Below are 26385 nucleotides of genomic sequence, written 5' to 3'. Positions count from 1 at the left end.
CTGAACCCGAGTTCTTCTTCATAGCCAATATTTTATTAGTTAATTGACATTTATTTTTGATGGTGACAATGTAAGTTGGAGATTGAAAAATTGAAGGAGCTTGGTTGCGGAACATATACTCTTCTAATGAGGATGAATGATCAGGTGAGGTTAAGAATTGGAGGATTGGGGGTTTTAGATTTTCCTGCTGGTTTTTATTCATATACTGGTTCTGCATTGGGTCCATCTAGGTATGCTCTATATTTTCGTATAAGAAGACACTTGTCCAAGTATAAGAAGTTGAAGTGGCATGTTGATTATATAACCTCTAATTTAAGCCTTGATATCTTGGCTGTTGTTGCAGCTTCTAGTGTTGAGAGGATGGAGTGTGAGATTTCAAGCTTGTTATCTAGCTGTAATAATGTAGTTACTTTTTATAAGTTTGGTGCAACAGATTGTACTTCTAATAAATGTATTGGGCATCTACATTTCTATTTATCAAAAAATTTTAATAAAGTTTTATCACTAATAAGTGATGCTTACTATTCTTTGAATATTAATCATAAAGTTTTATTTTTTGAAATGAATTATTATTAATTTCTTTTTAATATGGTAATTTTTTATCATTAAACTTTTTATATATGTTATTACCTTAAGGTGAAGTGAAGTTAAATTGGAGAGTACTGTAATGCCTAGAAATTCAAGTGTATGGCTAAAAATGGCTTATGACTTTTTAGCTGACATACTCAGCAGTGGTATCAATAAAATTGTTCCAGTTTATGATCCACTTGAAGGTTATCGATATAAGCCTGTTGAAGACTTCTTTAAGATTCCTCCTAAGGATTCTAAGGTTATATTGGATTTATATGTTGATAATGGGCTTTTAAAGAGGTCTTTTTTCGATAAGGTTATCTTATGTCCTTCGTGTTCTTCTCCATGTCTTATGACTCGATATTTGTGTCCTTATTGTGGTAGTAAGAGTATTGTTAAGCATCGGATTTTAGAACATTTTAGATGTGGTACCTTAGACAATGAGGAGAACTTTAAGAGGGATGATACGCTTGTTTGTCCTGGATGTAATGGTGAATTAATCACTCTTGGTCAAGATTATAGGGTTGTCGGTGTGTGGTGTGAGTGTAGGTCTTGTGAACGGACATTTGATGCTCCTTCTATTGAGCATGAATGTGTTGAATGTGGTTTTCATTTCACCTTTAAGGATGCTATGTGTGAGGATGTTTTTGTTTATGTTTTGTCTGATGAGGTTGTTAAGAGTTTGGAGGGTAAGGTTGACTACCTTTTAAAGTTGAAAGGGATGGCTGAGGAGTTAGGATTTGAAGTTCATATTAATATGAAGTTGATGGGTGCTACTGGTGTTACTCATTCTTTTGATTTAGTGTTGATTAAATCTGTTAATTCTGAAGAGAAGATAATTGCGGTTGATATAATAGTTTCTAGTGATGAGATTGATGAGAGACATGTTGCTGCTGTTTTCACTAAATCTTATGATACTCGTCCCTTTAAGACTATTTTAATTGCAATCCCTAAGGCTTCCGATGAAGCTAAGAAGTTAATTGAGATTTACGGTATAATCTTAATTGAGGCTAAAGATGCTTTTGAAGCTGAAGTTAAATTGAAGAATGTTATTTTAAGTATTAATTTTAATGTTTAAGTTGGAAGTTTTACGATGTAGTTGAATAGTATTAAGCTTACTGTGAGTAGTATTATTGCATGTTTAAATCCTGCTGAGATTCTTTTTTCAGATATTTTTCCGGCCATTAATCCTCCAGTAATTGCTTCTATAGATAGCATGTGTAACAGTATTTGTCTTGCTTCTATTGGTGTTAGTAATGGTTGTATTGGGCCTCCATAGATTGATGTGCTTATATATAGTGGGTAAAAGAAGCTTGTAATTAATATTATTGAAATTATCATGAATGCTATAAAGGATGAATATATAGTTAACATGTGTACTCTTAGTTCAGCTATTCTTTCTCTCTCCATTATTTGTAGTGACCTTAGGAATTCACTTATCGTGTTTAATACTCTTGCTGTTTCTGTCCCCATTCTTCCTACTTCTAATAGTAGTATACTTACTCTTGTTGCTAGTGGTGTTCCTATTCTCTGAGCAAATGAGTTGAATGCTTTTTCTGGTGGTTGGCCCCATGATATTTGATGGACTAATTTTTTTAATTCTGGTGTTAATGGTCCATAATTTCTTTCTGCGGCAGCTTCTAGTGCTTTATAGAAGGGCATTCCACTTCTTAGTCTTTCAGCCATTTCTCTGAGGAAATCTGAGAATCTTTCTTCTACTGATTTTCTCCACCTATATTCCATGTAATCAGCTACTGCTGGAAATGTAAATGAAACTATTAGGCCACTAAAAATTAAATTATCTCTTGTTATTGGGTCATGTCCATATCTTATAAATGCTACTACTATTGTCATGAAGCCTATGAATATTGAGATTCCTGTTATTACTACTTTTTCTTTTTTCGCTATTTTTCTCATTTTAATCCTCCGGTATGTATGCGTCTACAATTATTAAGAATGATATGAAAATTACTGGAATAAATATGTAAGTTATTAGGAGTACTATGAGTTTAGCATTTATTCCCCATATGTTTCCTCCTAGGAAGGCCATGATTGTTGAGAGTATTACTATTACCATTGGCATGACCATTGATGCCATTATGTATATCTCTGCGATTGATAGTAATGTGCTATTTATTTTTCTAATTATTGTTCTTCTTATTGCAATAAATCTCTTAGCTTCTTCTAGTAAGTATCTTTTTAGGTCTCCTCCAATTCTTGTGATTGTTGCTATTCCTCTTAATACTTCGGCGAAGTAAGTTGATGGTGTTCTTTCTGCAGCTATTTCTAGTGCTGATAATATATCGTATCCGAATAGTTCTATGTCTTTAACGATTTCCTTTGCTTCATCTGATACTTCTGGTGGTGTGTTTACTCTTGCTAATGATCTAAATATGTCTGCAGGTGGTAGTTGGGCCATTGCTAATACTGCCATATAGCTGACTGTATATGGCATTGAACTGTCTATTGCTCTTTTTCTATTTCCCATCACATAAGATGGATACAGGTATAGCGCCCAGAAAACTGATAATCCAATTGTTATAGATAGTCCTATACTCATTAACATTGATTTTAGAAGATCTTTTATTAGAAACTCATAGATTAAAATGAATGCTATTGGTTCACTTAGAGTGAAGGTTAGGATTGATAGTAGAATCATACTGCTTACATATGCTTTGAAATTTATTTTTATATGCGCACTCTTTAATGTTCTTCTTAAGTCTTCTAGGTGTGGAAGTAGTGGGTCTATCTTATCGCCTAGAATTTTGAAGGCCAGTGTATAAATTGTTTCAAATTTCAAGTGAAGTACCCCGCCTTAATTGGATTAACGCTCTTCTAAATAGTCTTTCAGGGTCTGTGTAGTATGATCTTACAATATCTGCTACATCAGTATATTTTCTTATATTTGATTTTACCATCCATTCTAGAATTATCCTTCTTCTTTTTAGTTCTTCTTCTATGTATTCTCTAGTGTAGACTTTTGTTTTCATTATTTTCTCTATTAAGTAGCTTCTACCCATGTACTGGAAGGCATCATCTCTTGGATTCCATTTGTATATATCATTTGTTAATATTTCCTTATTTCTATCTAGCCCCACTATTTCTGATACTAATAATGTCCTTCTTACGGGTTTGTTGTTTAGCCTTAACTTCCCTTGAATTGTTATAATGTCCATGGCTGTTATCAGGTTTCTCGGTATATTCATTGGTTCTGATTCTAATCTTCTAATAACTGATTCCACTGAATCTGCATGTATTGTTGAAAGGCTTAGGTGCCCCGTAGCTATTGCTTGGAATAATGTATAGGCTTCGCTTCCTCTTATTTCTCCTACAATTATATAGTCTGGTCTTTGTCTTACTGCTGCTTTTAGTAGGTCAAAGAGTGATACTGATGTCTCTCTCGCTCCAAAGCTTGGTCTAGTTACCATTTGAAGCCAATTTTTGTGGGGAAGATTTATTTCTGGGGTTTCTTCAATGCTTATTATTTTGAATTCAGGTGGTATGAATAGTGATAACGCATTTAGCAGAGTGGTTTTTCCTGCTGCAACTCCTCCTGCTATTAGTATTGATGCTCTATTTTCTATGGCAAACCAAAAATATGCTGCCATATCAATTGAAAGTGTGTTGTATTTTATTAGGTCTATAATGGTTAATGGATCTTTTCTGAATTTTCTTATGGTGAATGATGATCCTTTTAATGATACTTCTCTGCCATAGGTTACCTGTACTCTGCTTCCATCTGGCAACGCTCCATCAATAATGGGTTGAGCAACGGAGACATGTTTACCCGCTCTATATGATAGTCTAATTACAAAGGCGTCTAATTCTTCTGCACTTTCGAATACTACATTTGTTGGTATTGATTCATATTCTCTATGCCATACAAATACTGGTAGTCCTGGACCATCACAGCTTATGTCTTCAATTAGTGAATCTCTCATCATTACATCAATTTTTCCATATCCTATGAAGTCTCTGACTATATAGTACATTATTTTGATTAATGTTTCTTCTATTACTCTGATTTTGTATTTTTTTATTGTTTCTAAAATTTTCATTTTCAAATATTTTTCAGCATCTTTTTCATTTCCAAGTTCCTCTAATTTGATGTCTAGTTCGTCTAGTAGGATTTCTTTTAGTTGTTCCAGTATTTTTTCTTCTTCTCTAAACAGTTGTGGTTCTATTACATCATATCTATATTGATTTGTTAGTGGGTCAATATATATTCCAACATAGGCGTGAGGTGGGTTTACAGCGTAAATTTTTATATATGCGTGGGGGGAGTGTTTTTTATTTGCTTCATTCAATTTTCTTTCCTCACTATAGATTATTAGTCGTTAATTATATTTTTGCTAATTTTCCACTTAACGTTATTGCTAAGTCTAATTTCTTGGAAGATGTCTTTAAAGTGGTTTTTCGATGATGTATGTTGCAAAATTTCCTCTCTCTGTAGTTATTTTTATGTAATCTCCAACATTTAGGCTGATGTTTTCAAGTGTAATTTTTCTTTCACTTCCAGTAGGTATATAGAAGTTTTCTGGTGTTTTTCTTAGTATATGGTTTATGTATATTGCTGCTACTCTTATGTCTATACTTCCAATATTTCTTATAGTTATTTCAACATTTCCATTGATTCGTTCAATTTGTATTATCTCTATTTTTTCTCTTTCCTTTTCCTCTTTTCTTTTGATATAATTTCTTATTGTTGTATGATAATTTACTGCTGTCGAGAATATTAGAAATGCCATGGATGTTATAATTACAATGAATAATAAGGCTCCTAGAACTGTGGATGAGGCTTTTTTCCTCATTTTTTCACCCTTTAAGGTTGTGTTACTATTGTTGATGTGAATTTGCTTCCCAGTGCTGTGGTGATTGTTATTTTCTGGGGTGCATATGCTATTGGTTCTTGTGGAAGTTTTATTTTTATTATAGTTAGCTCATTTTTCTTGATAGTTAACTTTCCCTGAATTTGCTTTATTAGTGTTCCATTACAGTAAATTGCTCTTATTTTACTTGTTATTTCACCGATATTTCTAATGTAGAGTGTGGCTGTTTGGTTTCCTGATTTAATGTATGCCTCTTCAATTAGTAGGTCTTCGGTTAATCTGTTGAATGTATCTGTAAAGTAGCTGTACATTTGTGTGGTGATGCCTGTGGTGGTTGCATAGGCTATTGCGAAGGCTGCAACTACAATAGTTGCTAGTAGAAGGTCTGAGACTATTGGTGATATGCCTCTTGATTTTTTCATTTTCTTTCCTCATTAATATTAGTGTTGTTTACTTTTATTGTCTTTTCTAATTTATTTTTTAAGTGATAGTACAAGTAGGTATATTATGTCTCCGTATAAAATTGATATTATTAGTCCTATGGTTATGAAGATTATCATTGGCAGTGCTGGTGTAACCCAAATTTTTCCTGATAATTTTTTACTTTCTATTACTTTGATAATTTCATTTAATTTTTCTTCTCCTGAGGTTATTCCAATTCTTATTCTTAGTTTTTTCCTCATTTTTCCATCTTCAATTTCTATTTCTTCTATGGGGTATAGAAATGGTTTTTCTTTAAGTTTAGTTATTGGAATTCTATATCCTGTTAGTAGAGCTATTATTTTTTTCCATGTCTTTTCCTTGTTTAATCCTTCAAATAATCTTTCGCCCTTTATCTTCCTTATTACGTTATATGTGAAAATGCCTATTGCCATTAATGCTGCTCCTATAACTGAGTTATTGAATACTGCTATTGGTATAAATGGATGGTTTACTATGTTGGTTTTGGTTAATGTTATATTTGGTTTTAGGGGTATTAGTAGGCTTAAAGCTATTAATGCCTTTGAATCTGCTCCTCCGAAAAAGTCTAGATAGAAGAGTGTGAAGCCAATGGCGAATGAGAATGATATCGATATTACAACTAGTATTAACCATAATCCGATTCCTGAAATTAGCATAATTTCAGTGGTCAAAAATACTATTCCACTTATTGACATTAGTATCCAGATTGTGTCTGTTATCTCCCTATTTTTCCAATCTTCCCATGAGGCGTAAGTAAATAGGATTATTGCTAGCATTATTCTTAAGAGGTCTAAAATTGTTTTTAATGAGTATTGAGTCAAATTCTCAACCGTATATTTTTATTGCTTTTTGCTATTTAACTTCTTATGGGACTATTCCTCTGTAGATATCAAATGTGCCTGCTTTGGTGGCTACTTTTATCATTATTACGTTTCCACTTTTTGGAGTTGGTACTGGAGGGAGATGTGGTTTCGTTATAGTGATTTCTTCAATTTCACCTGGACCTATTGTTATTGAAGATCCAACTATGTCCCATCTTGTTCCGTTGACATATACGGTGTCAATTGTTACCTTCACTGTACCGATATTTCTAACGTATATCGTTGCTTCTCCTTCTGTAATTCTGCTTAAGTCTACTTCTTCTATCCTAATCATACTTGAAGCTTGTTGTTGTTGTGCCGTTAGGAACCATGTTATCCATGAGTATGTTATTACCGATGCTGCTACTGCGATTACTATTAGTAGAAGTACTGCTATTACTGGTGAAATTCCTGTTTTATTCTTGTCGTTTTGCATTTAACCACTTCCATCGAAGTTTTATTTTCTTATACTTTTATATCTTTTCATCAATTAGAATAGATTATCTAGGTTTAAGTGTTTTAATTGAAATTAATTTAATTTTATGGCTTATATTTAGTTTAACGACTTTAGATTATTCTTATTGCAGTTTCAATTTCTATTCCTCTTGGTGTTATTTTATATGGTATGCTCATCCATGTGCCAATTCTTCTTCGCATTTTAACAATTCTTATAATCCCTACATTGCTTCCGTTTTGTGGTTTAAATTCCAGTACACCGTCAACTATGTGTTTTAATACTTGTTCATCCTTTTCATCTATTATTCCTTTAATTGCTATTAAGAAGTGTAATCCTCCTTTTTTTCTCGCTTTGTCCCTCATTTTTCTTAGTAGCTCAATAATTTTTTGTTTCCCTGTTTTCATCCACAGTGTGGTTATTGTATCTATACATGACCATTTACCCATATCTATTTCTTCAATTATTTCTTGGAGACATTTTTCAACTTTTATGTTTGTACTTGAGTATGCATCTATAAATTTCCATAGTGATTCTGTTCTTTTTATGTTCCATCCATAGGCGATCATTTCTTCAATTATATCGTTTGGATGACTATCAGTAGTTAAGTATACTACTTCCTCTTCTTCAAATGTATGTAGATATAGTGTTTGTAGGGCAAATAAGTCGTTTCCTGACCCTGGTTCACCGATTAATAGTATAATGTTTCCACTAGGTATTCCTCCATACATTTCATGGAAACCTGTAATTTTAAGTTGGACTTCCTTCACCATATGCATCTAAAATTACTATTGGGATAAAAATTAAATAAGGTTTCAGTATAATGGCGTTACGGGATGAGTTGTGAAATTTAAGTTTAGTGGAAGAGTAGTAGTTTGTCCAAATTGTGGTTTTAAATTTAGTCTTTCATATGCAAGAGCCTTTGCATGTTCTGGTTGTCCTTCTTCAACTACTGGTGGGTGTGGATATGTTAGATGTCCAAAGTGTGGTAATGAATTTCCGTATTCTGAATAGTGGGCTTAAATAGATTTTTGCATTATTTTATGATGGGTTTTATACGAAAACATTTGTCTTTACTTTAACTTTTATGTCTTCTCTTATACTTGTCATTGTGGTTGCTTCTCTTGCTTCTAATTTTAGATTAATCGTGAAAACTAATTCTTCAAATTGGATTTTGGAATCTGTTTGTAATAGGGTTTTATCTATAATTTATAGAACATCGTTGATTGCCTTAAAGTGTGATGGCTTCTGTAGAGCTACCGTTAATGTTTCTATACCATTATTCGCTGGTGATACTGTTTATCATTTAAAGTTGATTAAATCTTCTAAAGACAATATTGTTTATCTTAAAGTTTTTTCTGAAGAAGATGTTTTTTCATTTCCCCTCCCTAAATTCATTATTAATGGTTATGGTGAAGTGGTTAGTTCAGCTGGTTATTTAACCTTAACTTTTGAAAAAGTCTCTAATGGAATTATTGTTTGTATTGGTGGTAATTAATGTTTAATAAAGGATTGTCAACAATAATTGATGTATTATTTGCTTTTATCATCTTTCTATTATCTTTTTTCTTTGTTCTTTCTTCTTCTAGTATTATTTTTATTAATTCGTCAGACTTGATTAATAAAATTGATGAACAATATGTTGCTATGAGAATCATTGATTTACTATGCTTATCACCTGGCTATCCAGTAAATTGGATAAAAAATGTTGATGGGATAGAGCATTTAGGATTAGCAGCTATTAATAAGTCGTCTTATGTTCTTTCAAGGGAAAGGGTTGAATTTTTCTTTAAAAATCTTACTTTAAGTGAAATTTATTTATTCTTTGGTTTGAGAGATGAACTTTATGATATTAAATTTGTATTAGAACCTGTTTTCCCAAGTGAAAAATATTCTTTTAAACTTCAATGTGGTAACGTAGATGGTGGTTTTGTTTCTAGTAGACTTGTTATGATTGATGGTTATCTTTTTATTTTTAGAGTTTATGTACGGAGGAAGTCTTGATGAGTAAAGGTGAATTATTCTCTCTAGAGTCTCTTCTTTCTTTGCTTATAGTTCTTCTTTTTGCTTTCTTATCTATTTCTCTATATTTTAATTATCCTATAGATAACTTAAAATTTGAAGATTATGAATTAAGCTTAAGTTATGCACTTTTAAAGCTTGATAGATCGGGTTTTCTTAGTGAAATTGCTAGAAAGAATAATTGGTTTTCTCTATATAGGTTAATGAATAAACTTCTTCCTAATTGTAGTTTGAAATTGGAGATCTACAATCAAGAGTTAACTACTATATATTCTGAGGGGTATTGTTATAAGGCTTCTAGAACTATATGGTATGTTTTTGTTCTTCCTAATGAAACCTTGACTTATTATGGTATTAAGGTTTATGTTGGTGGGTGAATATGTCAAGACATGCACAAGTCTTTAGCCTAGTAGCTTTAATATTATGTCTACTAGTTTTAACTGTTTCTTCAATAAGTGTCCAGCCACGTATGATGAAGAGTGTTAAATTTGAAGATTTGTTTTTTATGGACAATATTTCCTTATGTATTGAAAAAATTTTTCTGAAAGCTGTTATTCAATCGTCTCTTAAAGATAATGCAGATGTCCTTAAGCATTACCTTAATAGTTTTAATCATTTTATTCAAGTCTTTTTCGATGAGAGAGAACATAGTTTTAATTTGAGTTGGAATGGTGACATTTCATTTAATTGGAATTCAAGTCATTCTTTTACTCAAGCATTTTTAGATGTTTTCATAAACTGTGGGGAAGCTGTTTTCCATAAGAAGTTTACTTATAATTTCTCTGTTAGAATTGAGGATGTTTTTTGGACTGGAGATTCTGGTGGTATTTCTCTAAAAGCTTTGTCAAATAATAGGTTATGTAGAGTTAATGTTATTCGTGTTTATGCTCTCGTTAATAAAACTTGGATAGAAATAACTGAGTTTCATTTTTTCTTCAATGGAAAATATACCTTTTTGCTGTTTGATTTTCCTAAGCCGAAGAGCCTCTTTTTAATTGTTAATGATGAGAGTGGAGTTGTTGTTAAAGTTAAGATAGACTTGTAGCTTTCTACGATAAGTTTAACTGTTTCATTGTAAACTTTAGGATTATTGGGGTTCAGTTTGAATAAGAAATTGAGGTTTGGACCTGCTGGAAAACCCTTAAAATATAAGGGGAAGTCTGAGGAGGTTCCTCGTTATCTACATGAGTTGGGACTAAATGCCTATGAATATCAAGCTGTTAGGGGTGTTAGAATAAGTGAAGATAAAGCTAGAGTTTTAGCTGAGCTTGCTATGGAATTTGATATAGAATTGTCTATTCATGCTCCATATTACATTAATCTCTGTTCAACAAAGGAGTCTGTTCTCAAGTCTAGTATTCAGAGGCTGATTGCTTCTGCTAGAGCAGCTAAAATGATGAATGCCAGTATTGTTGTTTTCCATCCAGGTTATTATGGTGGCTTAAGCTCTGAGGATGCTCTAAATATTTGTGTTTCTTCATTAAGCAGAGTTATTGAGAGTTTGGAGAGTGAAGGTCTTTCAAATATTTATTTGAGTCCCGAGACCACTGGGAAGGTTAAGCAATTTGGCAGTCTAGATGAAGTTTTAAGTTTATGTGAATTGATTGGAAATATGGTTCCAACTATTGATTGGGCTCATTTACATGCTCGAGGTAAAGGTGCAATAAGAACTAAGGATGACTATTTGAAGGTTTTATTTGAAATTGAGAGAAGACTTGGTAGTGATGTTGTGAAAAATTTGCATATGCACTTTACAAAGGTTTCATTTTCTGATAGTGGTGAGGTTAAGCATTATCCGTTAAGTTCCATGGATCATGGCCCAGATTTCAGGTATTTGGCTGAGTTAATTGTTGAATTCGATTATTATTTCACTATTATCTCTGAGTCCCCACTACTTGAAGATGATGCTCTGTTAATGAAGAGTATAGTCGAGAATCTATTAAAGATTTAATTTTTATGATTATGTATAGTCGCAGATTGGATTATTGTTTTTAGGGTTTAATAATATCGTATGCTTTCATGTACTTTTTATCTATAATTTTATAGGTTTTACATATTACTTGCGTGAGTATACTCTGTTTATATTGCTATTTAGTATCCGGTTGTTTATTTGTGTTAACAGTAGTTCTTAATTAGTGTGGGATTTTATTTTAATAGGGGGTTTAATAGTATTGCTCAATAAGTTGAGGGAGCGAATTAAGAAGTATTTAGATCCAGTTGCATTTGCTTTAGTTAATATTGGTTTTTCTCCCAATCTTGTTTCGTTTTTAGGATTATTGTTTGCACTTATTTCAGGGATTATGTTTTTTTATGGTGAGTTGATGCTTGCCTCTTTATTTATATTAATTTCAGGTTTATTTGATGCTTTGGATGGAGCTATAGCACGTATTTCTGGTGTCTCATCAAATTTTGGTGCCTTCTTAGATTCTATGCTTGACAGGTTATCTGACTTTATTATAATTTTCTCTGTTATCCATGCTTCTCTTTGTACCTTGGAGTGGGGTATTATGGCATTGACTGGTTCATTTCTAGTAAGTTATGCACGTGCAAGGGGTGAAGCATTAGGGGTTGAAATGTCTGGTGTGGGTTTAGCTGAAAGAGCTGAACGATTAATAATTTTGGCTATTGGTGGTTTTCTAAATTTAGTTGAATGGGCTATTATCGTTATTGCTATTTTAACATTTTTGACTGTCATTATTAGATTTTATAGAGTTTGGATAGAATTGAGGGTGGAGGATGCGTAGAATATTTGTTTTAAAGGCTTCTACTGCGGTTACTGCGCCCATTTTTATAATGAGGAATATTGCTAGTACTAGTGGTCGATTAGATGTTGTTTGCAGGTGTATTCTTAATGCTTTTCGAATTAATGGTGGTGTTAGAAGGAATGTAGATTTTTATGCTGTTTTAGAAGGTCCTCCTTCACCTCCTAAATTATTGAAGGTTTCAGGGAGTCTTCTTAATAGTCTTCCTGAAAGTGAAGTTGAAGTGGCTCGGATTATTAGGGATTTATTGTCTATTGATTGTGGCTTCCATCCAAAGAATAATGCATTTGAAATTTGTAGAATGGATTTTAAGAAGTTAATTTTGTCTTTTAAGAAAAATGGTTTTAGGTTACTATATTTACATGAAAAGGGCTTAGATTTCAGGAAATTTAATTTTACATTAGATGTGCCTACAGTTTTTATTTTAGGTGATCATATTGGTTTAGATCCAGCTTCTGAAAGGTTTCTAGCTTCATTAAGCATTCCACGTGTTAGTTTGGGCCCAGTTGTCTATCTTTCGAGTCATTGTGTTATATTGGTTAATGAGGAGCTTGATAGATTGAATTTGTAAGATTAGATTTTAAAGTTATCTTAGTGGTCTTCTTTTTTTCCTTTCTTCTCTAGCTCTAATTTTAACTATTCCTCTGAATATTGCACATGAGACACAGTAGTATCTTGTTACTGGTATTTTTTGGATGATAGCCCCCTTCTTTTCAAGTTCTTTTGCTAATTGAGGGTCGACTGGAGAGAGGAATCTTGTTATTTTCTTGGCTTTGCTCCTCGGAATCCATGCTCCGCAAGAATCACATTGGACTTTATCTTCTCTTCCTTTACTTCCCTTTGATCTTCCCCTAGACTTCCGCTTCTTTGGCAATTTTCATCCTCCAAGGATGTAAGAGCTTTAATCCTAAATATTAGTCTTCCTATTCTTTATACTGGGGCAATGTCTTCAAAATCCTTTGATATTGCAATTTTGGGTCATATTGCTCTTGACGTAATCATGACTAGTGAGGGATCGACTTTTAATTCTCTTGGAGGTGCACCAACTTATGCTGGTTTTTCTTCTAGGCTTTTGAATTGTAGTGTCGTTTTATTTTCGAAAGTTGGATGTGATTTTGAGGATCGGTTTATTAATCGTTTTCTTAGGGCTTCGATAAATGTTGATTATTTGAAGATTGTTGAGAGATCTACAACTCGTTTCTTGATTAGATATTTCGATGATAATAGATTGTTAAAATTGATTTCACGTTGTGAGGATATTTTTCCACAAGATTTACCATTAGATTTAAAGGTTAATTCTATTTTTATAAGTCCTATTTGCCGTGAACTTCCATTGCCTACTTTGAATGCTATCTTGAATTATTATGGTGATGTTCAGCTTTTAGCTTTAGATATTCAAGGTTTTATTAGAAATTTTACTTCTAATGGATGTGTGTTTTTGTCTAAATGGCCCTTTGAAATCGATTTATTGAAGTCCTTTCATATAGTTAAATCTTCATATAATGAATTTGTTTCAGCTTTTAGTGTTTCGAATATATATGACGGAATTAATTTTCTTAGAAAAATCGGCGTTAAGATTGTGATAATCACTATGGGACGTAGAGGTTGTCTCGTATGTTCTTCTTCTAGATTATGGCATGTTCCAACTTTTCCAGTTAAAGTTGTTGATCCAACTGGATGTGGAGATGCCTTTATGGGTGCCTTTATTTCTAATTATTTGCGTAGTTTTGATCCTTTAGAAGCTGCCTCTTATGGTTCATCTGCTGCTTCTTTTGTGGCAGAATCACATGGTTCCACTAATTTTGGATTTAGAAGTGAAGTTGAAGAGCGAGTTGACTGGATTTTTAATAATATTCGTCTGGTTAAGCTTTTTGATTAATATGTTTTGGCAAGTCTTAATATTTTAGTGGACTTTTTATTGCAGATTATACATTTGCTGTTATATTTCTCTGCATCTAGGGCTTCGCCTAAAACTCTTGCATTTAGTTTTTCCCCTATTTTTAATCCGCATTCATCTTCTCCGCACCAAGGGACTTCTATTATTCCGCCTTCTTCTTCAATTATTTTTCTTGCTTCTTCTAGGTTCTCTACTCTGTTTACTTGTTCCTTAAACCATTGCCATGCTCTTTGCTTTAATGCTTCCTCTACTTTATTCAAGAGCTCCTTTACCTTTTCTATCATTTCGCTTGTTCTATAAACGTATCTTTCAAGGGTGTCCCTTCTTGAGACTGTTATTGTTCCCTTTTCCAGATCTACTGGTCCTATTTCAATTCTTATGGGGACTCCTCTTAATTCCCAGTCGTAAAATTTGCTTCCTGGCGTTATGTCTTCTCTGTCATCTAGCTTTACCCTTAAGTCTGCTTCTTTCAATTTTCTATATATTTCTCTGCTTTTTTCATATACTTTTTCTTCTACTCCCTTGTATGGTATTGGTATTATTACTATTTGAATTGGTGCAATACTTGGAGGTATTATTATTCCTCGGTCATCTCCATGAATTGATATTAATGCTGCAATTACTCTTTCTGATATTCCATAGCATGTTTGCCATATATGTTCATGTGTTCCATCGATTTTTAAGTATGTTATTTCAAATGCTTTTGAGAAATTTTGTCCAAGGTTATGGACTGTTCCAATTTGCATTACTCTTTTGTCTGGCATTATTGTATCAAAGGCTATTGTATAGATTGCTCCTGCAAATTTATCCCATTGTGGCCTCAAGTTTATAGTATACGGTATTCCTAGAGTTTCAAAGAATTTACTGTACACTTTTATAGCTTCTTTTATTTGTTTTTCAGCTTCTTCAAGGGTTGCATGGGCTGTATGTGCCTCTTTAAATGTTGTTATTTCTCTCACTCTTATTAATGGTCGTGTAGCCTTTGTTTCATATCTAAATACGCTCACTATTTGATATAGTTTTAAGGGCAAGTCTGTGTGGGATTTTATCCAAAGTTTAAGCATTGGTGCAAGTGCAGTTTCACTTGTCGGTCTTAACGCTAGTTTCACATCTAGTCTATCTAGACCTCCATGTGTTACCCAGTATACTTGTTCTTCAAATCCTTTAACATGTTCGGATTCCTTAGCTAACAGTGTTTCGGGAATTAGTAGTGGTAGGAGTACTTCTTGATGGTTTGTTTCATCTAGTAGTCTTCTAATTATCTTCAGGATGTTTTTTCTTAATTTGAATCCATAGGGTCTCCAAACTCCACATCCCTTAATTGGATATCTGTAATCATATAATTCTGCTCCATTAAGTACTGATCTGAACCATTGGCTAAAGTTTTTCTCCCATTTTTCTCTTGAAGGTATAGGCATTATATCACCTTTCAGTTGATTTTCGTTAAGTTTGAGTTATGTTTTAGTTATAGTATTTAATATTACTTATTTTTAAATTTCTCATTTGATTTTGAGATGATATGACTTATTTTCCATTGTAAGTATCATCCTATAATACTTTAGGATGGAGCTAATGTAGCTCATATTTCCTTTATAGATAGTTTTTTAAGCCTACCCTCTATACTTCTAGAGGGCAATGACCTTGATATTAGGTGAGGTTGAAGCCTTCGCCCTATATGGCTTCATATTTGTGTTTTCCATGTTATCCCTCATTCTGCTCGCTAGGTTTTTGAATCCTATTAAAGTTACTAAGGTTAAGTTTGATATTTTCGAGTGCGGTCAAATTCCTGAAAGAAAGGCTAGGGATTTTAGAATTGAAGGTGTTAGTAAGTATTTTTTATATGCAATTGTCTTTTTAATGGCTGATGTTGCTATTTGGATTTTATTGTTTTCTTCTCTTTCAATTTCTCTTCACACTATTTACACATTGGTGGCGTACTTGTTTTTACTCTTTATTTCAATTATGATTATTGTTAGGAGGATTCCAAGATGAATTTAAGTGAAGGAGTGAGAGGCTGTCTTCTTAAGGTTCTAGATCCCCTCATTAGATGGGGTAAAATGTACTCTCTTTGGCCCATACATTTGGTTACTGGTTGCTGTTCTCCTGAGTTCATGCAGGTTGCTGGGCCTCGATATGATATGGAGCGTTTCGGTATTTTACCTATGCCTTCAACTAGGCAATCTGATGTCCTAGTTATAATTGGTCATATAACTAGAAAGATGGCTAGTAGACTTAAAATACTTTATGAACAAATGCCTGATCCTAAATATGTTATTGCCGTTGGAGCTTGTAGTATTAGTAAAGGCCCATTCTATGATTCATATTCATTAGTTAGAGCAGATGAAATTCTTCCAGTTGACGTTTATATTCCTGGATGTCCTCCTCGTCCAGAAGCGATGATTCATGGTTTTATGCTCTTACAGAGAAAGGTGAGAAAAGGTGAGTGGTGAAGTAGATAGATTAATAGATGTGATTAAGTCTAAGTTCGGTGATTATGTAGATGATATTAAGTTAATTGGGAAGAATAAGTTGTCAATTATTGTTAAGATTGAGAAATTAGTTGAATTAGCCACTTTTCTTAGAGATGAGTATTATTTTATTCAGCCTGTAGGGGCTGGAGGAGTTGATCTTATACGGGAGAAGCTGATGCAAATGGTTTACTATGTATATTCACCTAAGTTGAAATTTACTGTTTTAATTAGGGCTAATGCTCCTAGGGATAATCCCGTTTTTCCCTCACTAATTAAAGTTTGGGGTGCAATGGATTATCATGAACGTGAGGCATGGGAAATGCTTGGCATAAATTTTGAGGGTAACCCTAATTTATCACATCTCCTTCTCCCAGAAGATTGGAAGGAGGGTTATCCTTTAAGGAAGGATTTTAAGCTTAAGCGGGGTGCATAGTTATGCTCTCTAGTGAAAGTATAATGGAAATTAGTTGGGGTCCTCAACATCCAATGAGTGGACAAATCAGATTCATAGTTAAAACTGATGGGGAAAGGGTTTTTGAGATTAGACCTGATATGGGCTTTAATCATAGGGGTTTAGAGAAGATACTTGAGCATCGCTCTTTTCTTCAAGGTATTGTGCCTGTTGAGAGAATGTGTATGGCTGACGCTGCAAATATGGGATTAGCATATGTTAGAGCAGTTGAAGAACTTGTCGATATAGAGCCTCCGAAAAGGGCTAAGTATATCAGGACTGTTCTCTGTGAAATGAGTAGAATTAATAGTCATTTATATGGCTTCGGGTTAATGGCTGAAGCTTGTGGTGGTTATCCTGCAGTCTTCTTATGGACGGTTGCAGACCGAGAATTATTTTTAGATTTATGTGAAATGTTGACTGGTGCTAGATGGAGTTATTCATTCTTTTGTCCTGGTGGTGTTCTTCGAGATTTACCTAGGGGCTTTAAAGAGAAGGCTTTTAAGGTTTTAGATTACTTTGAAAAGAGGCTTGAGGCATATAGGGATGCTTGGCTTGAAAATATAGTTTTCGAAGCTAGAAGTAGAAATCTGGGCATATTGAAGGCTGATGACGCTTTAAGGCTTGGTGCAACTGGACCTTCCTTGAGAGGTTCTGGTGTTTCTATTGACATGAGAAAAGAGGAGCAATATGATGCATATGGAGAGCTTGACTTTAAAGTTGTTACACAACCTGAAGGAGATTCCTATGCAAGAACTGTGGTAAGATACTTGGAGATGGTTGAAAGTGTTAAAATTATAAGGCAAGCATTAGAAAATATTCCTGAAGGCCCAATAAGGGTTAGGGTTCCACTTAAACCTAAATTGGATGAGAGTTATGTAAGGGTTGAATCTGCTAGAGGTGAACTTGCAGTACATATGATAGCGGGTAGAAGCGATATACCCTATAGAGTCAAAATTAATTCTCCTACTTATAGAAATCTCTACGTTATCTCACAGTTACCTAAGTTAACTGAAATTTTAATGGCTGATGTCCCAGTAGTTATTTATTCTTTTGATCCTTGGTATTTAGATGCTGATCGGTAGGTGAATTTGAATGGATGTAATAGGTTTTATTTACTGGTTGATTGATTGGGTTATTACCTTTATTACACTCAATTTCAAGAGATTGCTCCAGATAATAGTGATTCCAGGTCTTCTCTTTATAGCTTTATTTGTAATTGTTACTGTTTGGTTTGAAAGAAAGTATTTGGCGGATGCAATGTTAAGAATTGGTCCTCTCTATGCTGGTAGAATTGCAGGCTGCTTACAATTAATTGCAGACTTTCTAAAGCTTTTAACAAAGGAAGTACTTGTCCCTGAATATGCAGACAGGATATTGTTTCTCGTTTCCCCTGCAATAATGCCCGTCTTTGCTGCTTTATCAATTGTTTTAATTCCATTCGGACCTGACTGGATATTGTTTAGGGGTGGAGGTATAGGGTTACTGCTATTTTTAGCTATTATTGGTTTAACACCCTTCGTAATAATGCTTGCTGGATGGGCCTCAAATAATCGGTATGCAATTATAGGTAGCATTAGGGCAGCTTACCTGTTTATTGCGGGTGAACTGCCTCTAATGATTTCATCAATTGGCGTGGCTATTATGGCTAATTCCTTTGATCTAATCGATATTGTTGAAGCACAGAGAAACATATGGTTCGTTGGGCCTCAAATACTTGGGTTTATAGCTTTCTTCATAGCTTCTTTAGCTGAAGCTGAGAGGACACCCTTCGATATTGCTGTAGCTGAACAGGAAATTGTAGTTGGTTGGCGAACTGAATATACTGGCGCTGTTTTTATGCTTACAATGATGGCTGAGTATGCTGGACTATGTGCTTGGTCATTGTTGTTGGTAACTCTATATTTTGGTGGTTATTTAAGTCCATTACCAATATCTATACTTCCGCCAATGGCTTGGCTACTAATAAAGTTTGCAATTGTAATTGTAATAATAATATTACTGAGAACTGTTTTTCCAAGATTTAGGATAGATCAAGCACTTAAAATTGGCTGGTATTTTCTCATTCCACTTTCAATAGTGAATCTAATTATTACATTAGCTTTTAAGTTGCTGTTAGGAGGGATTATTCCATGAGTTTACTGAAAAAGATCTTTGGTCCCTATAGTGTTGTTTTTAAACATGTTTTCATGAAGCCGCATACTTTAAAATATCCTTATGAACGAATACTTCCTCCAGAGGGGAGTAGAGGTCGTCATGTACTAGATTTAGATAAATGTGTTGGATGTGGATTGTGTGCAACTATTTGTCCAACAAAGGCTATAAGCATTGTTCCTGTAACTCCTGGTATTAGCACATCTAAAAAGGCTCCTGAGATAGATTATGGTAAATGTTGCTTCTGTAGTTTTTGCGTTTATATTTGTCCTAGAACTGCACTGCGAACTGTAGGTGTGTTTGAGCTTTCAAACAGAAATAGGGTTGGATTAGTTTTCTCCCCACTTTCATTAAGACATGAGCCTTCAATTAAAAATGTATTGCCCATGCTTAAAAAAGTAGTTAAAGTTGAAATTGAAGATGAATCTATCAAGTATAAAGAGTTAGAGTGAGATATAAGCTTTCAAAGCTTTTAATGAATTATTGGAGGCCTATTTTTGAATGATTGTTTCGATGTAATAGTAGTTGGAGCTGGACCTGCTGGGGTTTATGCAGCTTTAGGTGCCACGGAACTAGGTGTCAGCGTACTTTTAGTTGAAAAGAACGAGAGAATTGGTTTTCCAGTTAAATGTGGGGAATATTATCCTGCTGAGAATGAATTACCTTCTCTTATAGATCATTTTGAGGAGATTCGTGATTTAATGGTTTTCCCTTTAAAGTTTAAGGTTAATGAATGTAGTTTCATAAAAATATTCTCCTCTCTAAGGAGGCCATGGACTATAAATTTTAATGCTGTGGTTCTGGATAGAGCTGCTTTTATTGAGAGTGTAGCCAAAGTTGCAGCTAGATATGGAGCTAAGATAATGATGAATGCTAGAGTTATTGATTTATCTCTTGACCCTGTTGGTGTACATATTCGTGTTGGAAATAATATTGAATTTAAGAGAGCTAAGATTGTTATAGGTGCTGATGGTGCTTTCTCGGTTATTGCTAGAAAATCTGGACTGGAGGTAAGAAGTGTTAGAGACTATGCTTATTGTATTCAAGCTAAGATGGAAAATTTAAATATAGATCCAGAAGTAACTGAGATGTACTTTAATAAAGATTTAGCACCTGGCGGATATGCTTGGATAATACCTAAAGGTGGAGCTATTGCTAATGTGGGTTTAGGTGTAAGATTTAATTTTACTAGTAGACCCACGTCATTGATGGATTATTTAAACTACTTCACTGGTATAGATGAGAGATTGAAGAGAGGATACATAAATAATATTGTTAGAGCACCAGTTCCTATTAGTGGTTCATTACCTTCAACCTTTAGGAAAAATGTTATTTTAGTTGGTGATGCTGCAGGTCAAGTGTTACCCTCTGTTGGTTCTGGTATTCCTACTGCCATAATAGCTGGATATTTTGCTGGTAGAGTTGCTGCAATACACATTTTAAATCATGCTCCTTTGAGCTTATATGAGGATTATTGGAAGAAGCATTTTATGAATGCGCTGAAAAGGTCATTGTTTATAAGACGTTTAGGTGATTTATTTATGAAATCAAATTTCATGTTGAATTTCATCTTCTCACTTTTGGGCGGGAAAATGTTAGATAAGATTATGCGTACTGAAATACCTCTATTTAATCGCTTAATAGAGCTTTGACTATTATTCTCATGGCATATTTCAATTTTTTAAATCTGGTGAGCTTCATCCAGCTTAACTCTTCCCTCTTACATAGTATTTTACTTATTATTTCTTCTTTAGTTAAGTGTTCTGAAACTGCCCTTCTTTTTAGTGTTTCAATTTTCTCTTTTATTTCTTTTAGTTCTTCTCTTCCAATTATTCCCAGCTTATACTTCAAATGGGCTGAATGTATTGCTGCTTCATAGGTTAGCTTTATTAATTCTGTTTTGCTCAGCCACTTTGTCTCATAACTGATGAGGTCTGTCCAATTTCTAGATTTTTCAATCAATCTGTAATGGTCGATTAGATTGTTGGCATATTTAATGTATCCGTACTTGTCGGGATATTCGTAAGCTAGCGATCCTGGATCTAAGAATGGAAGAAGTGGTGATATAAATAAGTGGATTCTTTCTTTCTTATAGAATTTATCTGCAAGGTAACTCATGTATTTTAGTGTTTCTTTGACATGTTCCCTTGTTTGTTTAGGAAGTCCAATTGAGAAGTAAATATCGATTCTAGAGGCATTTGCTTTTAGGATTTCTTCTATTGATTTCTCTAGACTTCTATTTGTATAAAATCTTCCCTGTGCATATCTTATAGTTTCAATACCTGATTCTGGTGTTATTTCAAAGCTAAAGTCTGTTATGGTTCTTGAGATTTCATATATTTCTTCTTTCTTGAGGGGTTTGAATAGTTCAAATACTACTGGAATATCTATTTTTTCTTTTCTCACTTCCCTCAAGACTTCTAGGAAAAATCTTTCTCCTGGCATTCTTAAGTCTCCAACAATGAAAGCTGGAACCTTGAGTTCTGATATGTAGGTTAATTCTTCAACTATTTTCTTGGGGCTTTTAAGAGCTAATCCTCTCCTATTGCATATGTGGTAGTATGCGAAGGCTGATCCACCACAGGTTGTACAATTGTTTAGACAGCCTTTAAAGGGTAATACCATCATTAACGGATATTCTAGGAAGTCTACATAGGGGAGAAGGTTGTCAGATGCAAGTTTCTTGACGTATTTTCTAGCTAGGTCTTTATAGTTTATGATTAGTTCGTCTAAATTTTGTGGAATGTATGATAAGGGGTTAACTTTTATCTTTTTATCTTTTCTCCATATTAAGTTGGGTATATTCTCAAATGTATTCTTTCCCTTTTCTAATGTCTCTAGAAGTAAGTTTAATGGTTCTTCTGTTGTGTCTCCTCTTAATATGAAATCTATGTCACTTACTTTTTCCATTAGTTCTTTGTAGTAATAGGATGCTGAAAGTCCTCCTATAACAATTGGGATGTCTGGTCTCTCTTTTTTAATTATTCTGGTTATTTCTATTACTCCATATACGTGTGGTAGCCAATGGAAATCCAATCCTACAATATCCGCTTCAATTTTTCTTGCAAATTCTTTAATTGGGAATTTAGGGTTTTTTAGCATTTTTAAAGCTAAATTAACAATGTCTACCTTGTGTCCTCTTCTTTCTAGATAGGATAGTATTGTAACAAAGCCTATCGGATACATTTCTAACATTGGGGTTGATGGTATTACATCGCTAATGGGGCCTCGTAATATTGGTTTTTGGTGTGGTTTTAGAATTGTCGGTGGGTGTATCAATAGTAGCTTGATTTCTGGCACCTCTCATTTAATTTGTTTGCTTAGTTCATTCCATACTTTTTTAAGAGCTTCTAAACCTCTAATTTCCATTGGATATAACTCTAGTTTCATTATTGTGAATTTATCGGAATATTCATTAATAATCATTTTAATGTATTTCTCCTGTATCTTCCATAAACTTTCTAGGAATTTTATTTTCGTTAGCTCTCTAGGTATTACCTTATTTATTATAATGTGTCTTGTGCTTATTCCAAAATTTTTTAATTCATTTATTATTCGTTTAGTCTGGAAAACTCCTAATGCTTCAGGTATAGTTACTACAACAAATTCAGTTATGTTTTCATTTCTTAAGATATCCATTACTCTTTTTGCCAGGGCACGCCAACTTTCAATAATTTCTAGGGGGGTTCTTTTATCTTTTCTGCTAATTTTCCTCCTTAGCTTTTCTAGATGGATTCTTACTTTTGCATACATTCTAGCCGCATCTGTTAGGTGGTCGTAAATTTTTTCTTCAAGCCTTAGTATGCTTAATGTATGTCCTGCTGGCGCGGTATCCCATACAATTGTATCGTATTCATTTTTTTCAATTAAGTCAAGTATATAGGCAAGCATGAATTGCTCGTCAATGCCTGGGGCTTCGGCGACATATTCGATTACTTCAGGGCCTACTGGTAGAAATGCTGATGCTACCTCGTATATTTCCTTTCCAAACTTTTCCTTCCACATATTTATAATAATGTCACTTTTAAGTTCAAGTGCATATAGGTTTTCAGTAATTTTTGTAATTTTATCTCCAATCTCTATGGCGAATATATCGGATAGTGATGGTGTAGGGTCGCTTGATATTATTAACGTCTTTCTTTCCATTGCTGACATTCCTAGTGCAGTGGAAGCTGCACAGGTAGTTTTTCCAACTCCTCCTTTCCCCCCGAACATTATAAGTTTCTTCGAGGTTAACGCAGTCAATGATTTTTTCCTCCTTTTCATCTACCATTGAATTTATTGTTGATTTAAAGTTTCCGAGGGTGATAAACTAATCTAGCGATTTGACTTTAGTAAAGGGATTTTATGAAAATACTAATAGCTCCATGATATATTAGCATATTGTAAAGAAGTAGATTTTCCAAATGAAAAGATATATAAAGTTTTCAAAATCTAGAGTTTTTAAGGTGTTATAATTGAGCGTTAATCGGCTTAATGTAATTTGGTTACAAGGTCAGGGATGTACTGGATGTACAGTGTCTATAACTGGCGCCTCGTACCCTAGGTTAGTTGACATTTTAACTGGATTTCTTCCACAGGCAAAAGATATTGTTCTTCAGTTTCATCCCACTATAATGTTGCCACACGGTGAAGAAGCTCTTAAAGTATTGAGAGCTGCAGTAAGGGGAGAACTTGATCCATTTGTGCTTGTAGTTGAAGGTGCAATTCCAGATGAAGATGCTGCTAAGAAGAATAATGGTTTTTGGTGTATGGTTGGAGAAGAAAATGGTAAACCAATGACTTTTAATGACTGGCTCATTAGGCTTGCTGAAAGGACTGCTGCTTTGGTCGCAGTTGGTACTTGTGCCTCTTATGGTGGCATTCCACATGGTCTACCTAACCCGACAGGAGCTAAAGGTGTACTCCAATTCTTTGGTAAAGACTGGAAGAGTAAGCTTGGTCTTCCAGTAATTTGTATACCTGGATGCCCAGCTCATGGTGATCATATAACCGAGACACTTACACACTTAGTGCTGACTGCAAGGGGATTTTTACCTCCACCAGAGTTAGATGAATTTCACAGACCATTATTCATATTTGGACAATTAGCACATGAAAATTGCCCCAGAGCAGGTTTATTTGCATCAGGTAAATATTCTAAGAAATTTGGAGAAGAATACTGTATGGGATTGCTGGGCTGTAAGGGACCGATAACTCATTGTGATGTCCCCCGAAGAGGATTTATCGATGGCATAGGTGGCTGTCCGACTATTGGCTCTATATGTATTGGCTGTACTGAGCCAGAGTTCCCTGATGAGCCATTCTCTCCATTCTTCAGAAAGGCACCACCCAGTGTATTTGCTGTAGAGGCAATTTATGACATTTTAGGTAAAATCTATGCAGTTCTTCACAGATTGAAGAGGAGGGAGATATAATGGAAGCTAAAAGACATAAGGTAGTCTCTATAGAGCCATTAACAAGGATTGAGGGTCATCTAGCCATTCATGCTGTAGCTGATGTTGAGTTGAAGAAGTATGTTGATGCACATGTATTTGGCACAATGTTTAGAGGCTTTGAAGTAATATTGAAAGGAAGAGAGCCAGCGGATGCTATATGGTTAACTCAGAGAATATGTGGTGTTTGTCCTACTCCTCATGGATTGGCTTCCGTTGAATGTGTTGACATGACTTATCAAGCTCCTCCTCCACCATTTGCTATAGCCATTAGAAATTTCATAATGATGAGTGAACAACTATATGATGCTGCTTTGGGATGTGGTATACTTCAAGGACCTGACTATTGTGAAATTCTAGTGAAGAAATTTAATCCTGAATGGTGGGATGAAGCTCAGAAACGGAAAGCTGAAAGAAGTGATCTTCACAGATATTCCAATATTGCTGATATCATGACTGCTTTAAATCCTCTAACTGGTTCCCTTTGGGTTAAATGCCTACAAATGGCAAAAGTAGGTCGAAAAATGAATGTAATTTTTGGTGCTAAGCATCCTCATATTGGTACCTTCATTCCAGGCGGAGTAGCTAAAACAGTTACTGCTTCTGATCTAGAGGCATTTGCTACATTGCTTTCCCAACAAATAGCATTTGCTAAGGAGTTAACAGCTGTTTTCGATGATTTAATAGAGTTTCTGATTGACATGGGATATGATGATGTCGGGGTGAGAGAAACTAATTTAATTAGCTATGGTGCCTATGAAGATCCACATGTCTATGATGCAAAATATGAGAATATGAGCAAATGGGGAGTAAAGCGAAGTGTCTCTCCTGGAATTATAATAAACGGTGAATTGTTGTCTACTGATTTAATTGAAATAAATCTTGGAGTTAGAGAATACGTCACACATTCCTATTACGATGAATGGAAGGAAAAAGATCTATATAAAGACCCCTTGGGCAATGAGTTAGCATTGGAGCATCCATGGAATAAGGAGACTAAACCAAAGCCAGGTACCCCCAAGAATTGGGATGGAAAGTATTCTTGGACTACTGCTACAAGATGGTATGATTGGAAGAATAGAGCTAATGGAGGTCTCAATGTTGTGGAGGCAGGTCCAATTGCAAGATTGTGGGCAACTGCTAAAGCCAAATTAATTTCTGAAGCAACTGGTGTTAGCCTGAAGTTTACTCTTCCTAGCGCTAATGTGCTTGGATTTAGAGTAAAGGAAGAATTAACTTTGGAATGGAAGATTCCTGAAAAAGTTAATGCCATTGAAAGAATTAGGGCAAGAGCTTATTATCATGCATATTCAGCGTATGTGGCTTATAATCTATTGTTACAAGCTCTTGAAATGGTTAAAAAGGGTGAAGTTAATGTTTGGAATCCTTACAAGAGACCTAAGGAGGGTATTGGTGTCGGATTAATTGAAGCTATGAGGGGTGCTTTAGGTCATTGGTGTGTAATGAAAAATGGAAGAATACATCGATATCAAGTTATAACTCCATCTACATGGAATGCTTCGCCAAGAGATTTAAACGGTAATCCAGGTCCCTATGAGAAGGCAATAATAGATTCGCCAGTAACTGAACCTGCTGTAAGTGAGTTAGATGGAATAGATGTTGTACGTGTGGTTAGAAGTTTTGATCCATGTCTAGCGTGCAGTGTTCATGTTTTCTATGGGGCTGGCGAAATAATAAGAGAAGTATCGCCTTTCATAAACATTCCTAAGTAATTTCATTTTCTATTATTTCCAGTACAATTTCAACGGTTTTTTTGACTGCTTTTTCAACTTCCTCACTCATTTTGATTCCATCAGATAAGTTCTTTGGTTGACAGCCTACAATGATAACTTTTTGAGGGAGCATGTTAAGTGTTTTCGCCATAGCTAATAATTTTTGAAGATTTATTTCATGTAAACTAATTTCCATAAATTTTTCTATTTTCTCAATATTTGGTTTAATTATGAATATTTCTCCTGCTTTTCTTCTCATGTCGATGGCATCTATAAAGATCACAG

General features: G+C 34.3%; 33 protein-coding genes. 20 read left to right on the top strand and 13 right to left on the bottom strand.

Annotation, left to right across the window (positions count from 1 at the left end; genetic code table 11):
* Positions 1-75: 75 nt before the first annotated feature.
* Positions 76-576, top strand: coding sequence for a GIY-YIG nuclease family protein (locus ACW8TM_RS07045; RefSeq protein ID WP_491532580.1), 501 nt, complete (start codon positions 76-78; stop codon positions 574-576).
* A 76-nt stretch (positions 577-652) separates the two neighbouring features.
* Positions 653-1648, top strand: a complete 996-nt coding sequence (locus tag ACW8TM_RS07040) for a TackOD1 domain-containing metal-binding protein (protein ID WP_491532579.1) — start codon at positions 653-655, stop codon at positions 1646-1648.
* On the opposite strand, the gene ACW8TM_RS07035 is transcribed toward ACW8TM_RS07040, so the two are convergent.
* The 8 genes from ACW8TM_RS07035 to ACW8TM_RS07000 form a co-directional block, all read right to left on the bottom strand.
* Positions 1645-2487, bottom strand: coding sequence for a type II secretion system F family protein (locus ACW8TM_RS07035; protein WP_491532578.1), 843 nt, complete (start codon positions 2485-2487; stop codon positions 1645-1647). The genes ACW8TM_RS07040 and ACW8TM_RS07035 overlap by 4 nt on opposite strands.
* Before the next feature lies 1 nt (position 2488).
* Complete coding sequence (locus ACW8TM_RS07030) at positions 2489-3370, bottom strand: type II secretion system F family protein (RefSeq protein ID WP_491532577.1); 882 nt, start codon at positions 3368-3370, stop codon at positions 2489-2491.
* On the bottom strand, positions 3360-4877 hold the full coding sequence (locus ACW8TM_RS07025; protein ID WP_491532576.1) for a type II/IV secretion system ATPase subunit: 1518 nt from the start codon (positions 4875-4877) through the stop codon (positions 3360-3362). The genes ACW8TM_RS07030 and ACW8TM_RS07025 overlap by 11 nt, the downstream gene beginning before the upstream one ends.
* Positions 4878-4973: 96 nt before the next feature.
* The gene (locus ACW8TM_RS07020) at positions 4974-5381 is read right to left on the bottom strand and encodes a hypothetical protein (protein ID WP_491532575.1); all 408 of its coding nucleotides are present in this window, start codon (positions 5379-5381) and stop codon (positions 4974-4976) included.
* An 11-nt stretch (positions 5382-5392) separates the two neighbouring features.
* Positions 5393-5821 (bottom strand): hypothetical protein, encoded by a 429-nt coding sequence (locus ACW8TM_RS07015; RefSeq protein WP_491532574.1) that lies wholly within the window; start codon positions 5819-5821, stop codon positions 5393-5395.
* A gap of 51 nt (positions 5822-5872) precedes the next feature.
* Positions 5873-6682, bottom strand: coding sequence for an A24 family peptidase C-terminal domain-containing protein (locus ACW8TM_RS07010; protein ID WP_491532573.1), 810 nt, complete (start codon positions 6680-6682; stop codon positions 5873-5875).
* 43 nt (positions 6683-6725) lie between these two features.
* The gene (locus ACW8TM_RS07005; RefSeq protein WP_491532572.1) at positions 6726-7157 is read right to left on the bottom strand and encodes a hypothetical protein; all 432 of its coding nucleotides are present in this window, start codon (positions 7155-7157) and stop codon (positions 6726-6728) included.
* Positions 7158-7288: 131 nt separating this feature from the next.
* Entirely contained in the window at positions 7289-7948 is a 660-nt protein-coding gene (locus tag ACW8TM_RS07000; RefSeq protein WP_491532571.1) for an RAD55 family ATPase, read from the bottom strand.
* 70 nt (positions 7949-8018) lie between these two features.
* Here ACW8TM_RS07000 and ACW8TM_RS06995 point away from each other — a divergent pair, with 70 nt between their 5' ends.
* The 8 genes from ACW8TM_RS06995 (at position 8019) to trmY (ending at position 12530) form a co-directional block, all read left to right on the top strand.
* Complete coding sequence (locus tag ACW8TM_RS06995; RefSeq protein ID WP_491532570.1) at positions 8019-8189, top strand: hypothetical protein; 171 nt, start codon at positions 8019-8021, stop codon at positions 8187-8189.
* A 160-nt stretch (positions 8190-8349) separates the two neighbouring features.
* Positions 8350-8673, top strand: a complete 324-nt coding sequence (locus ACW8TM_RS06990; protein ID WP_491532569.1) for a hypothetical protein — start codon at positions 8350-8352, stop codon at positions 8671-8673.
* Positions 8673-9179 carry a hypothetical protein gene (locus ACW8TM_RS06985; RefSeq protein ID WP_491532568.1) on the top strand — a complete coding sequence of 169 codons (507 nt, stop codon included), beginning with the start codon at positions 8673-8675 and terminating at the stop codon, positions 9177-9179. Before ACW8TM_RS06990 ends, ACW8TM_RS06985 begins: the two co-directional genes overlap by 1 nt.
* Entirely contained in the window at positions 9176-9574 is a 399-nt protein-coding gene (locus ACW8TM_RS06980) for a hypothetical protein (RefSeq protein WP_491532567.1), read from the top strand. The genes ACW8TM_RS06985 and ACW8TM_RS06980 overlap by 4 nt, the downstream gene beginning before the upstream one ends.
* 2 nt (positions 9575-9576) lie before the next feature.
* Entirely contained in the window at positions 9577-10242 is a 666-nt protein-coding gene (locus tag ACW8TM_RS06975; protein ID WP_491532566.1) for a hypothetical protein, read from the top strand.
* Positions 10243-10299: 57 nt separating this feature from the next.
* Positions 10300-11148: a TIM barrel protein gene (locus ACW8TM_RS06970; protein ID WP_491532565.1), complete on the top strand. Its 849-nt coding sequence runs from the start codon at positions 10300-10302 to the stop codon at positions 11146-11148.
* A gap of 220 nt (positions 11149-11368) precedes the next feature.
* The gene (gene pgsA / locus ACW8TM_RS06965; RefSeq protein ID WP_491532564.1) at positions 11369-11941 is read left to right on the top strand and encodes an archaetidylinositol phosphate synthase; all 573 of its coding nucleotides are present in this window, start codon (positions 11369-11371) and stop codon (positions 11939-11941) included.
* Positions 11934-12530, top strand: a complete 597-nt coding sequence (gene trmY / locus ACW8TM_RS06960; protein WP_491532563.1) for a tRNA (pseudouridine(54)-N(1))-methyltransferase TrmY — start codon at positions 11934-11936, stop codon at positions 12528-12530. The genes pgsA and trmY overlap by 8 nt, the downstream gene beginning before the upstream one ends.
* 15 nt (positions 12531-12545) lie before the next feature.
* Here the strand turns inward: trmY and ACW8TM_RS06955 are convergent, their stop codons facing one another.
* Positions 12546-12833, bottom strand: coding sequence for a 30S ribosomal protein S26e (locus tag ACW8TM_RS06955; protein ID WP_491532562.1), 288 nt, complete (start codon positions 12831-12833; stop codon positions 12546-12548).
* A gap of 69 nt (positions 12834-12902) precedes the next feature.
* Here ACW8TM_RS06955 and ACW8TM_RS06950 point away from each other — a divergent pair, with 69 nt between their 5' ends.
* Complete coding sequence (locus tag ACW8TM_RS06950; RefSeq protein ID WP_491532561.1) at positions 12903-13838, top strand: carbohydrate kinase family protein; 936 nt, start codon at positions 12903-12905, stop codon at positions 13836-13838.
* On the opposite strand, the gene proS is transcribed toward ACW8TM_RS06950, so the two are convergent.
* Complete coding sequence (proS, locus tag ACW8TM_RS06945) at positions 13835-15274, bottom strand: proline--tRNA ligase (RefSeq protein ID WP_491532560.1); 1440 nt, start codon at positions 15272-15274, stop codon at positions 13835-13837. The two genes, ACW8TM_RS06950 and proS, sit on opposite strands and share 4 nt — an antisense overlap.
* Before the next feature lie 217 nt (positions 15275-15491).
* Here proS and ndhC point away from each other — a divergent pair, with 217 nt between their 5' ends.
* Genes ndhC through ACW8TM_RS06910 form a run of 7 tightly spaced genes read left to right on the top strand, consistent with a single transcriptional unit; the run spans position 15492 to position 20584 of the window.
* Complete coding sequence (gene ndhC / locus ACW8TM_RS06940) at positions 15492-15848, top strand: NADH-quinone oxidoreductase subunit A (RefSeq protein WP_491532559.1); 357 nt, start codon at positions 15492-15494, stop codon at positions 15846-15848.
* Positions 15845-16306 carry an NADH-quinone oxidoreductase subunit B gene (locus ACW8TM_RS06935; protein WP_491532558.1) on the top strand — a complete coding sequence of 154 codons (462 nt, stop codon included), beginning with the start codon at positions 15845-15847 and terminating at the stop codon, positions 16304-16306. The genes ndhC and ACW8TM_RS06935 overlap by 4 nt, the downstream gene beginning before the upstream one ends.
* On the top strand, positions 16296-16760 hold the full coding sequence (locus tag ACW8TM_RS06930) for an NADH-quinone oxidoreductase subunit C (protein WP_491532557.1): 465 nt from the start codon (positions 16296-16298) through the stop codon (positions 16758-16760). The genes ACW8TM_RS06935 and ACW8TM_RS06930 overlap by 11 nt, the downstream gene beginning before the upstream one ends.
* 2 nt (positions 16761-16762) lie before the next feature.
* On the top strand, positions 16763-17863 hold the full coding sequence (locus tag ACW8TM_RS06925) for an NADH-quinone oxidoreductase subunit D (protein ID WP_491532556.1): 1101 nt from the start codon (positions 16763-16765) through the stop codon (positions 17861-17863).
* Positions 17864-17873: 10 nt separating this feature from the next.
* Complete coding sequence (gene nuoH / locus ACW8TM_RS06920; protein ID WP_491532555.1) at positions 17874-18914, top strand: NADH-quinone oxidoreductase subunit NuoH; 1041 nt, start codon at positions 17874-17876, stop codon at positions 18912-18914.
* Positions 18911-19384: a 4Fe-4S binding protein gene (locus ACW8TM_RS06915; protein ID WP_491532554.1), complete on the top strand. Its 474-nt coding sequence runs from the start codon at positions 18911-18913 to the stop codon at positions 19382-19384. Before nuoH ends, ACW8TM_RS06915 begins: the two co-directional genes overlap by 4 nt.
* A gap of 45 nt (positions 19385-19429) precedes the next feature.
* Positions 19430-20584 carry a geranylgeranyl reductase family protein gene (locus tag ACW8TM_RS06910; RefSeq protein ID WP_491532553.1) on the top strand — a complete coding sequence of 385 codons (1155 nt, stop codon included), beginning with the start codon at positions 19430-19432 and terminating at the stop codon, positions 20582-20584.
* Here the strand turns inward: ACW8TM_RS06910 and ACW8TM_RS06905 are convergent.
* Both ACW8TM_RS06905 and ACW8TM_RS06900 read right to left on the bottom strand, forming a co-directional pair.
* Positions 20562-22232 carry a TIGR04190 family B12-binding domain/radical SAM domain protein gene (locus ACW8TM_RS06905; protein ID WP_491532552.1) on the bottom strand — a complete coding sequence of 557 codons (1671 nt, stop codon included), beginning with the start codon at positions 22230-22232 and terminating at the stop codon, positions 20562-20564. The genes ACW8TM_RS06910 and ACW8TM_RS06905 overlap by 23 nt on opposite strands.
* Before the next feature lie 3 nt (positions 22233-22235).
* Positions 22236-23177: an ArsA family ATPase gene (locus tag ACW8TM_RS06900; RefSeq protein WP_491532551.1), complete on the bottom strand. Its 942-nt coding sequence runs from the start codon at positions 23175-23177 to the stop codon at positions 22236-22238.
* A 212-nt stretch (positions 23178-23389) separates the two neighbouring features.
* Here ACW8TM_RS06900 and ACW8TM_RS06895 point away from each other — a divergent pair, with 212 nt between their 5' ends.
* Positions 23390-24349, top strand: a complete 960-nt coding sequence (locus tag ACW8TM_RS06895) for a hydrogenase small subunit (RefSeq protein ID WP_491532550.1) — start codon at positions 23390-23392, stop codon at positions 24347-24349.
* Positions 24349-26100, top strand: coding sequence for a nickel-dependent hydrogenase large subunit (locus ACW8TM_RS06890; RefSeq protein WP_491532549.1), 1752 nt, complete (start codon positions 24349-24351; stop codon positions 26098-26100). Before ACW8TM_RS06895 ends, ACW8TM_RS06890 begins: the two co-directional genes overlap by 1 nt.
* Here ACW8TM_RS06890 and ACW8TM_RS06885 read toward each other — a convergent pair.
* Positions 26093-26385, bottom strand: a 293-nt coding sequence (locus tag ACW8TM_RS06885; protein WP_491532548.1) for a hydrogenase maturation protease, incomplete at its 5' end; no start/stop codon positions are given. The two genes, ACW8TM_RS06890 and ACW8TM_RS06885, sit on opposite strands and share 8 nt — an antisense overlap.

Source organism: Candidatus Culexmicrobium sp., from assembly GCF_058356305.1.
Note: the sequence above shows the minus strand (reverse complement) of the source record. Positions and strands in the feature narration are given on the sequence as shown.

Bases quoted from the DNA above. Each gene is read 5' to 3' on its own strand.
- ndhC (WP_491532559.1), top strand. From the start codon at position 15,492: ATGACCTTGATATTAGGTGAGGTTGAAGCCTTCGCCCTATATGGCTTC.
- ACW8TM_RS06925 (WP_491532556.1), top strand. From the start codon at position 16,763: ATGCTCTCTAGTGAAAGTATAATGGAAATTAGTTGGGGTCCTCAACAT.
- ACW8TM_RS07005 (WP_491532572.1), bottom strand. From the start codon at position 7,157: ATGCAAAACGACAAGAATAAAACAGGAATTTCACCAGTAATAGCAGTA.
- ACW8TM_RS06985 (WP_491532568.1), top strand. From the start codon at position 8,673: ATGTTTAATAAAGGATTGTCAACAATAATTGATGTATTATTTGCTTTT.
- nuoH (WP_491532555.1), top strand. From the start codon at position 17,874: ATGGATGTAATAGGTTTTATTTACTGGTTGATTGATTGGGTTATTACC.
- trmY (WP_491532563.1), top strand. From the start codon at position 11,934: ATGCGTAGAATATTTGTTTTAAAGGCTTCTACTGCGGTTACTGCGCCC.
- proS (WP_491532560.1), bottom strand. From the start codon at position 15,274: ATGCCTATACCTTCAAGAGAAAAATGGGAGAAAAACTTTAGCCAATGG.
- ACW8TM_RS07035 (WP_491532578.1), bottom strand. From the start codon at position 2,487: ATGAGAAAAATAGCGAAAAAAGAAAAAGTAGTAATAACAGGAATCTCA.
- ACW8TM_RS06915 (WP_491532554.1), top strand. From the start codon at position 18,911: ATGAGTTTACTGAAAAAGATCTTTGGTCCCTATAGTGTTGTTTTTAAA.
- ACW8TM_RS06890 (WP_491532549.1), top strand. From the start codon at position 24,349: ATGGAAGCTAAAAGACATAAGGTAGTCTCTATAGAGCCATTAACAAGG.
- ACW8TM_RS06975 (WP_491532566.1), top strand. From the start codon at position 9,577: ATGTCAAGACATGCACAAGTCTTTAGCCTAGTAGCTTTAATATTATGT.
- ACW8TM_RS06935 (WP_491532558.1), top strand. From the start codon at position 15,845: ATGAATTTAAGTGAAGGAGTGAGAGGCTGTCTTCTTAAGGTTCTAGAT.
- ACW8TM_RS07020 (WP_491532575.1), bottom strand. From the start codon at position 5,381: ATGAGGAAAAAAGCCTCATCCACAGTTCTAGGAGCCTTATTATTCATT.
- ACW8TM_RS07000 (WP_491532571.1), bottom strand. From the start codon at position 7,948: ATGGTGAAGGAAGTCCAACTTAAAATTACAGGTTTCCATGAAATGTAT.
- ACW8TM_RS06950 (WP_491532561.1), top strand. From the start codon at position 12,903: ATGTCTTCAAAATCCTTTGATATTGCAATTTTGGGTCATATTGCTCTT.
- ACW8TM_RS07015 (WP_491532574.1), bottom strand. From the start codon at position 5,821: ATGAAAAAATCAAGAGGCATATCACCAATAGTCTCAGACCTTCTACTA.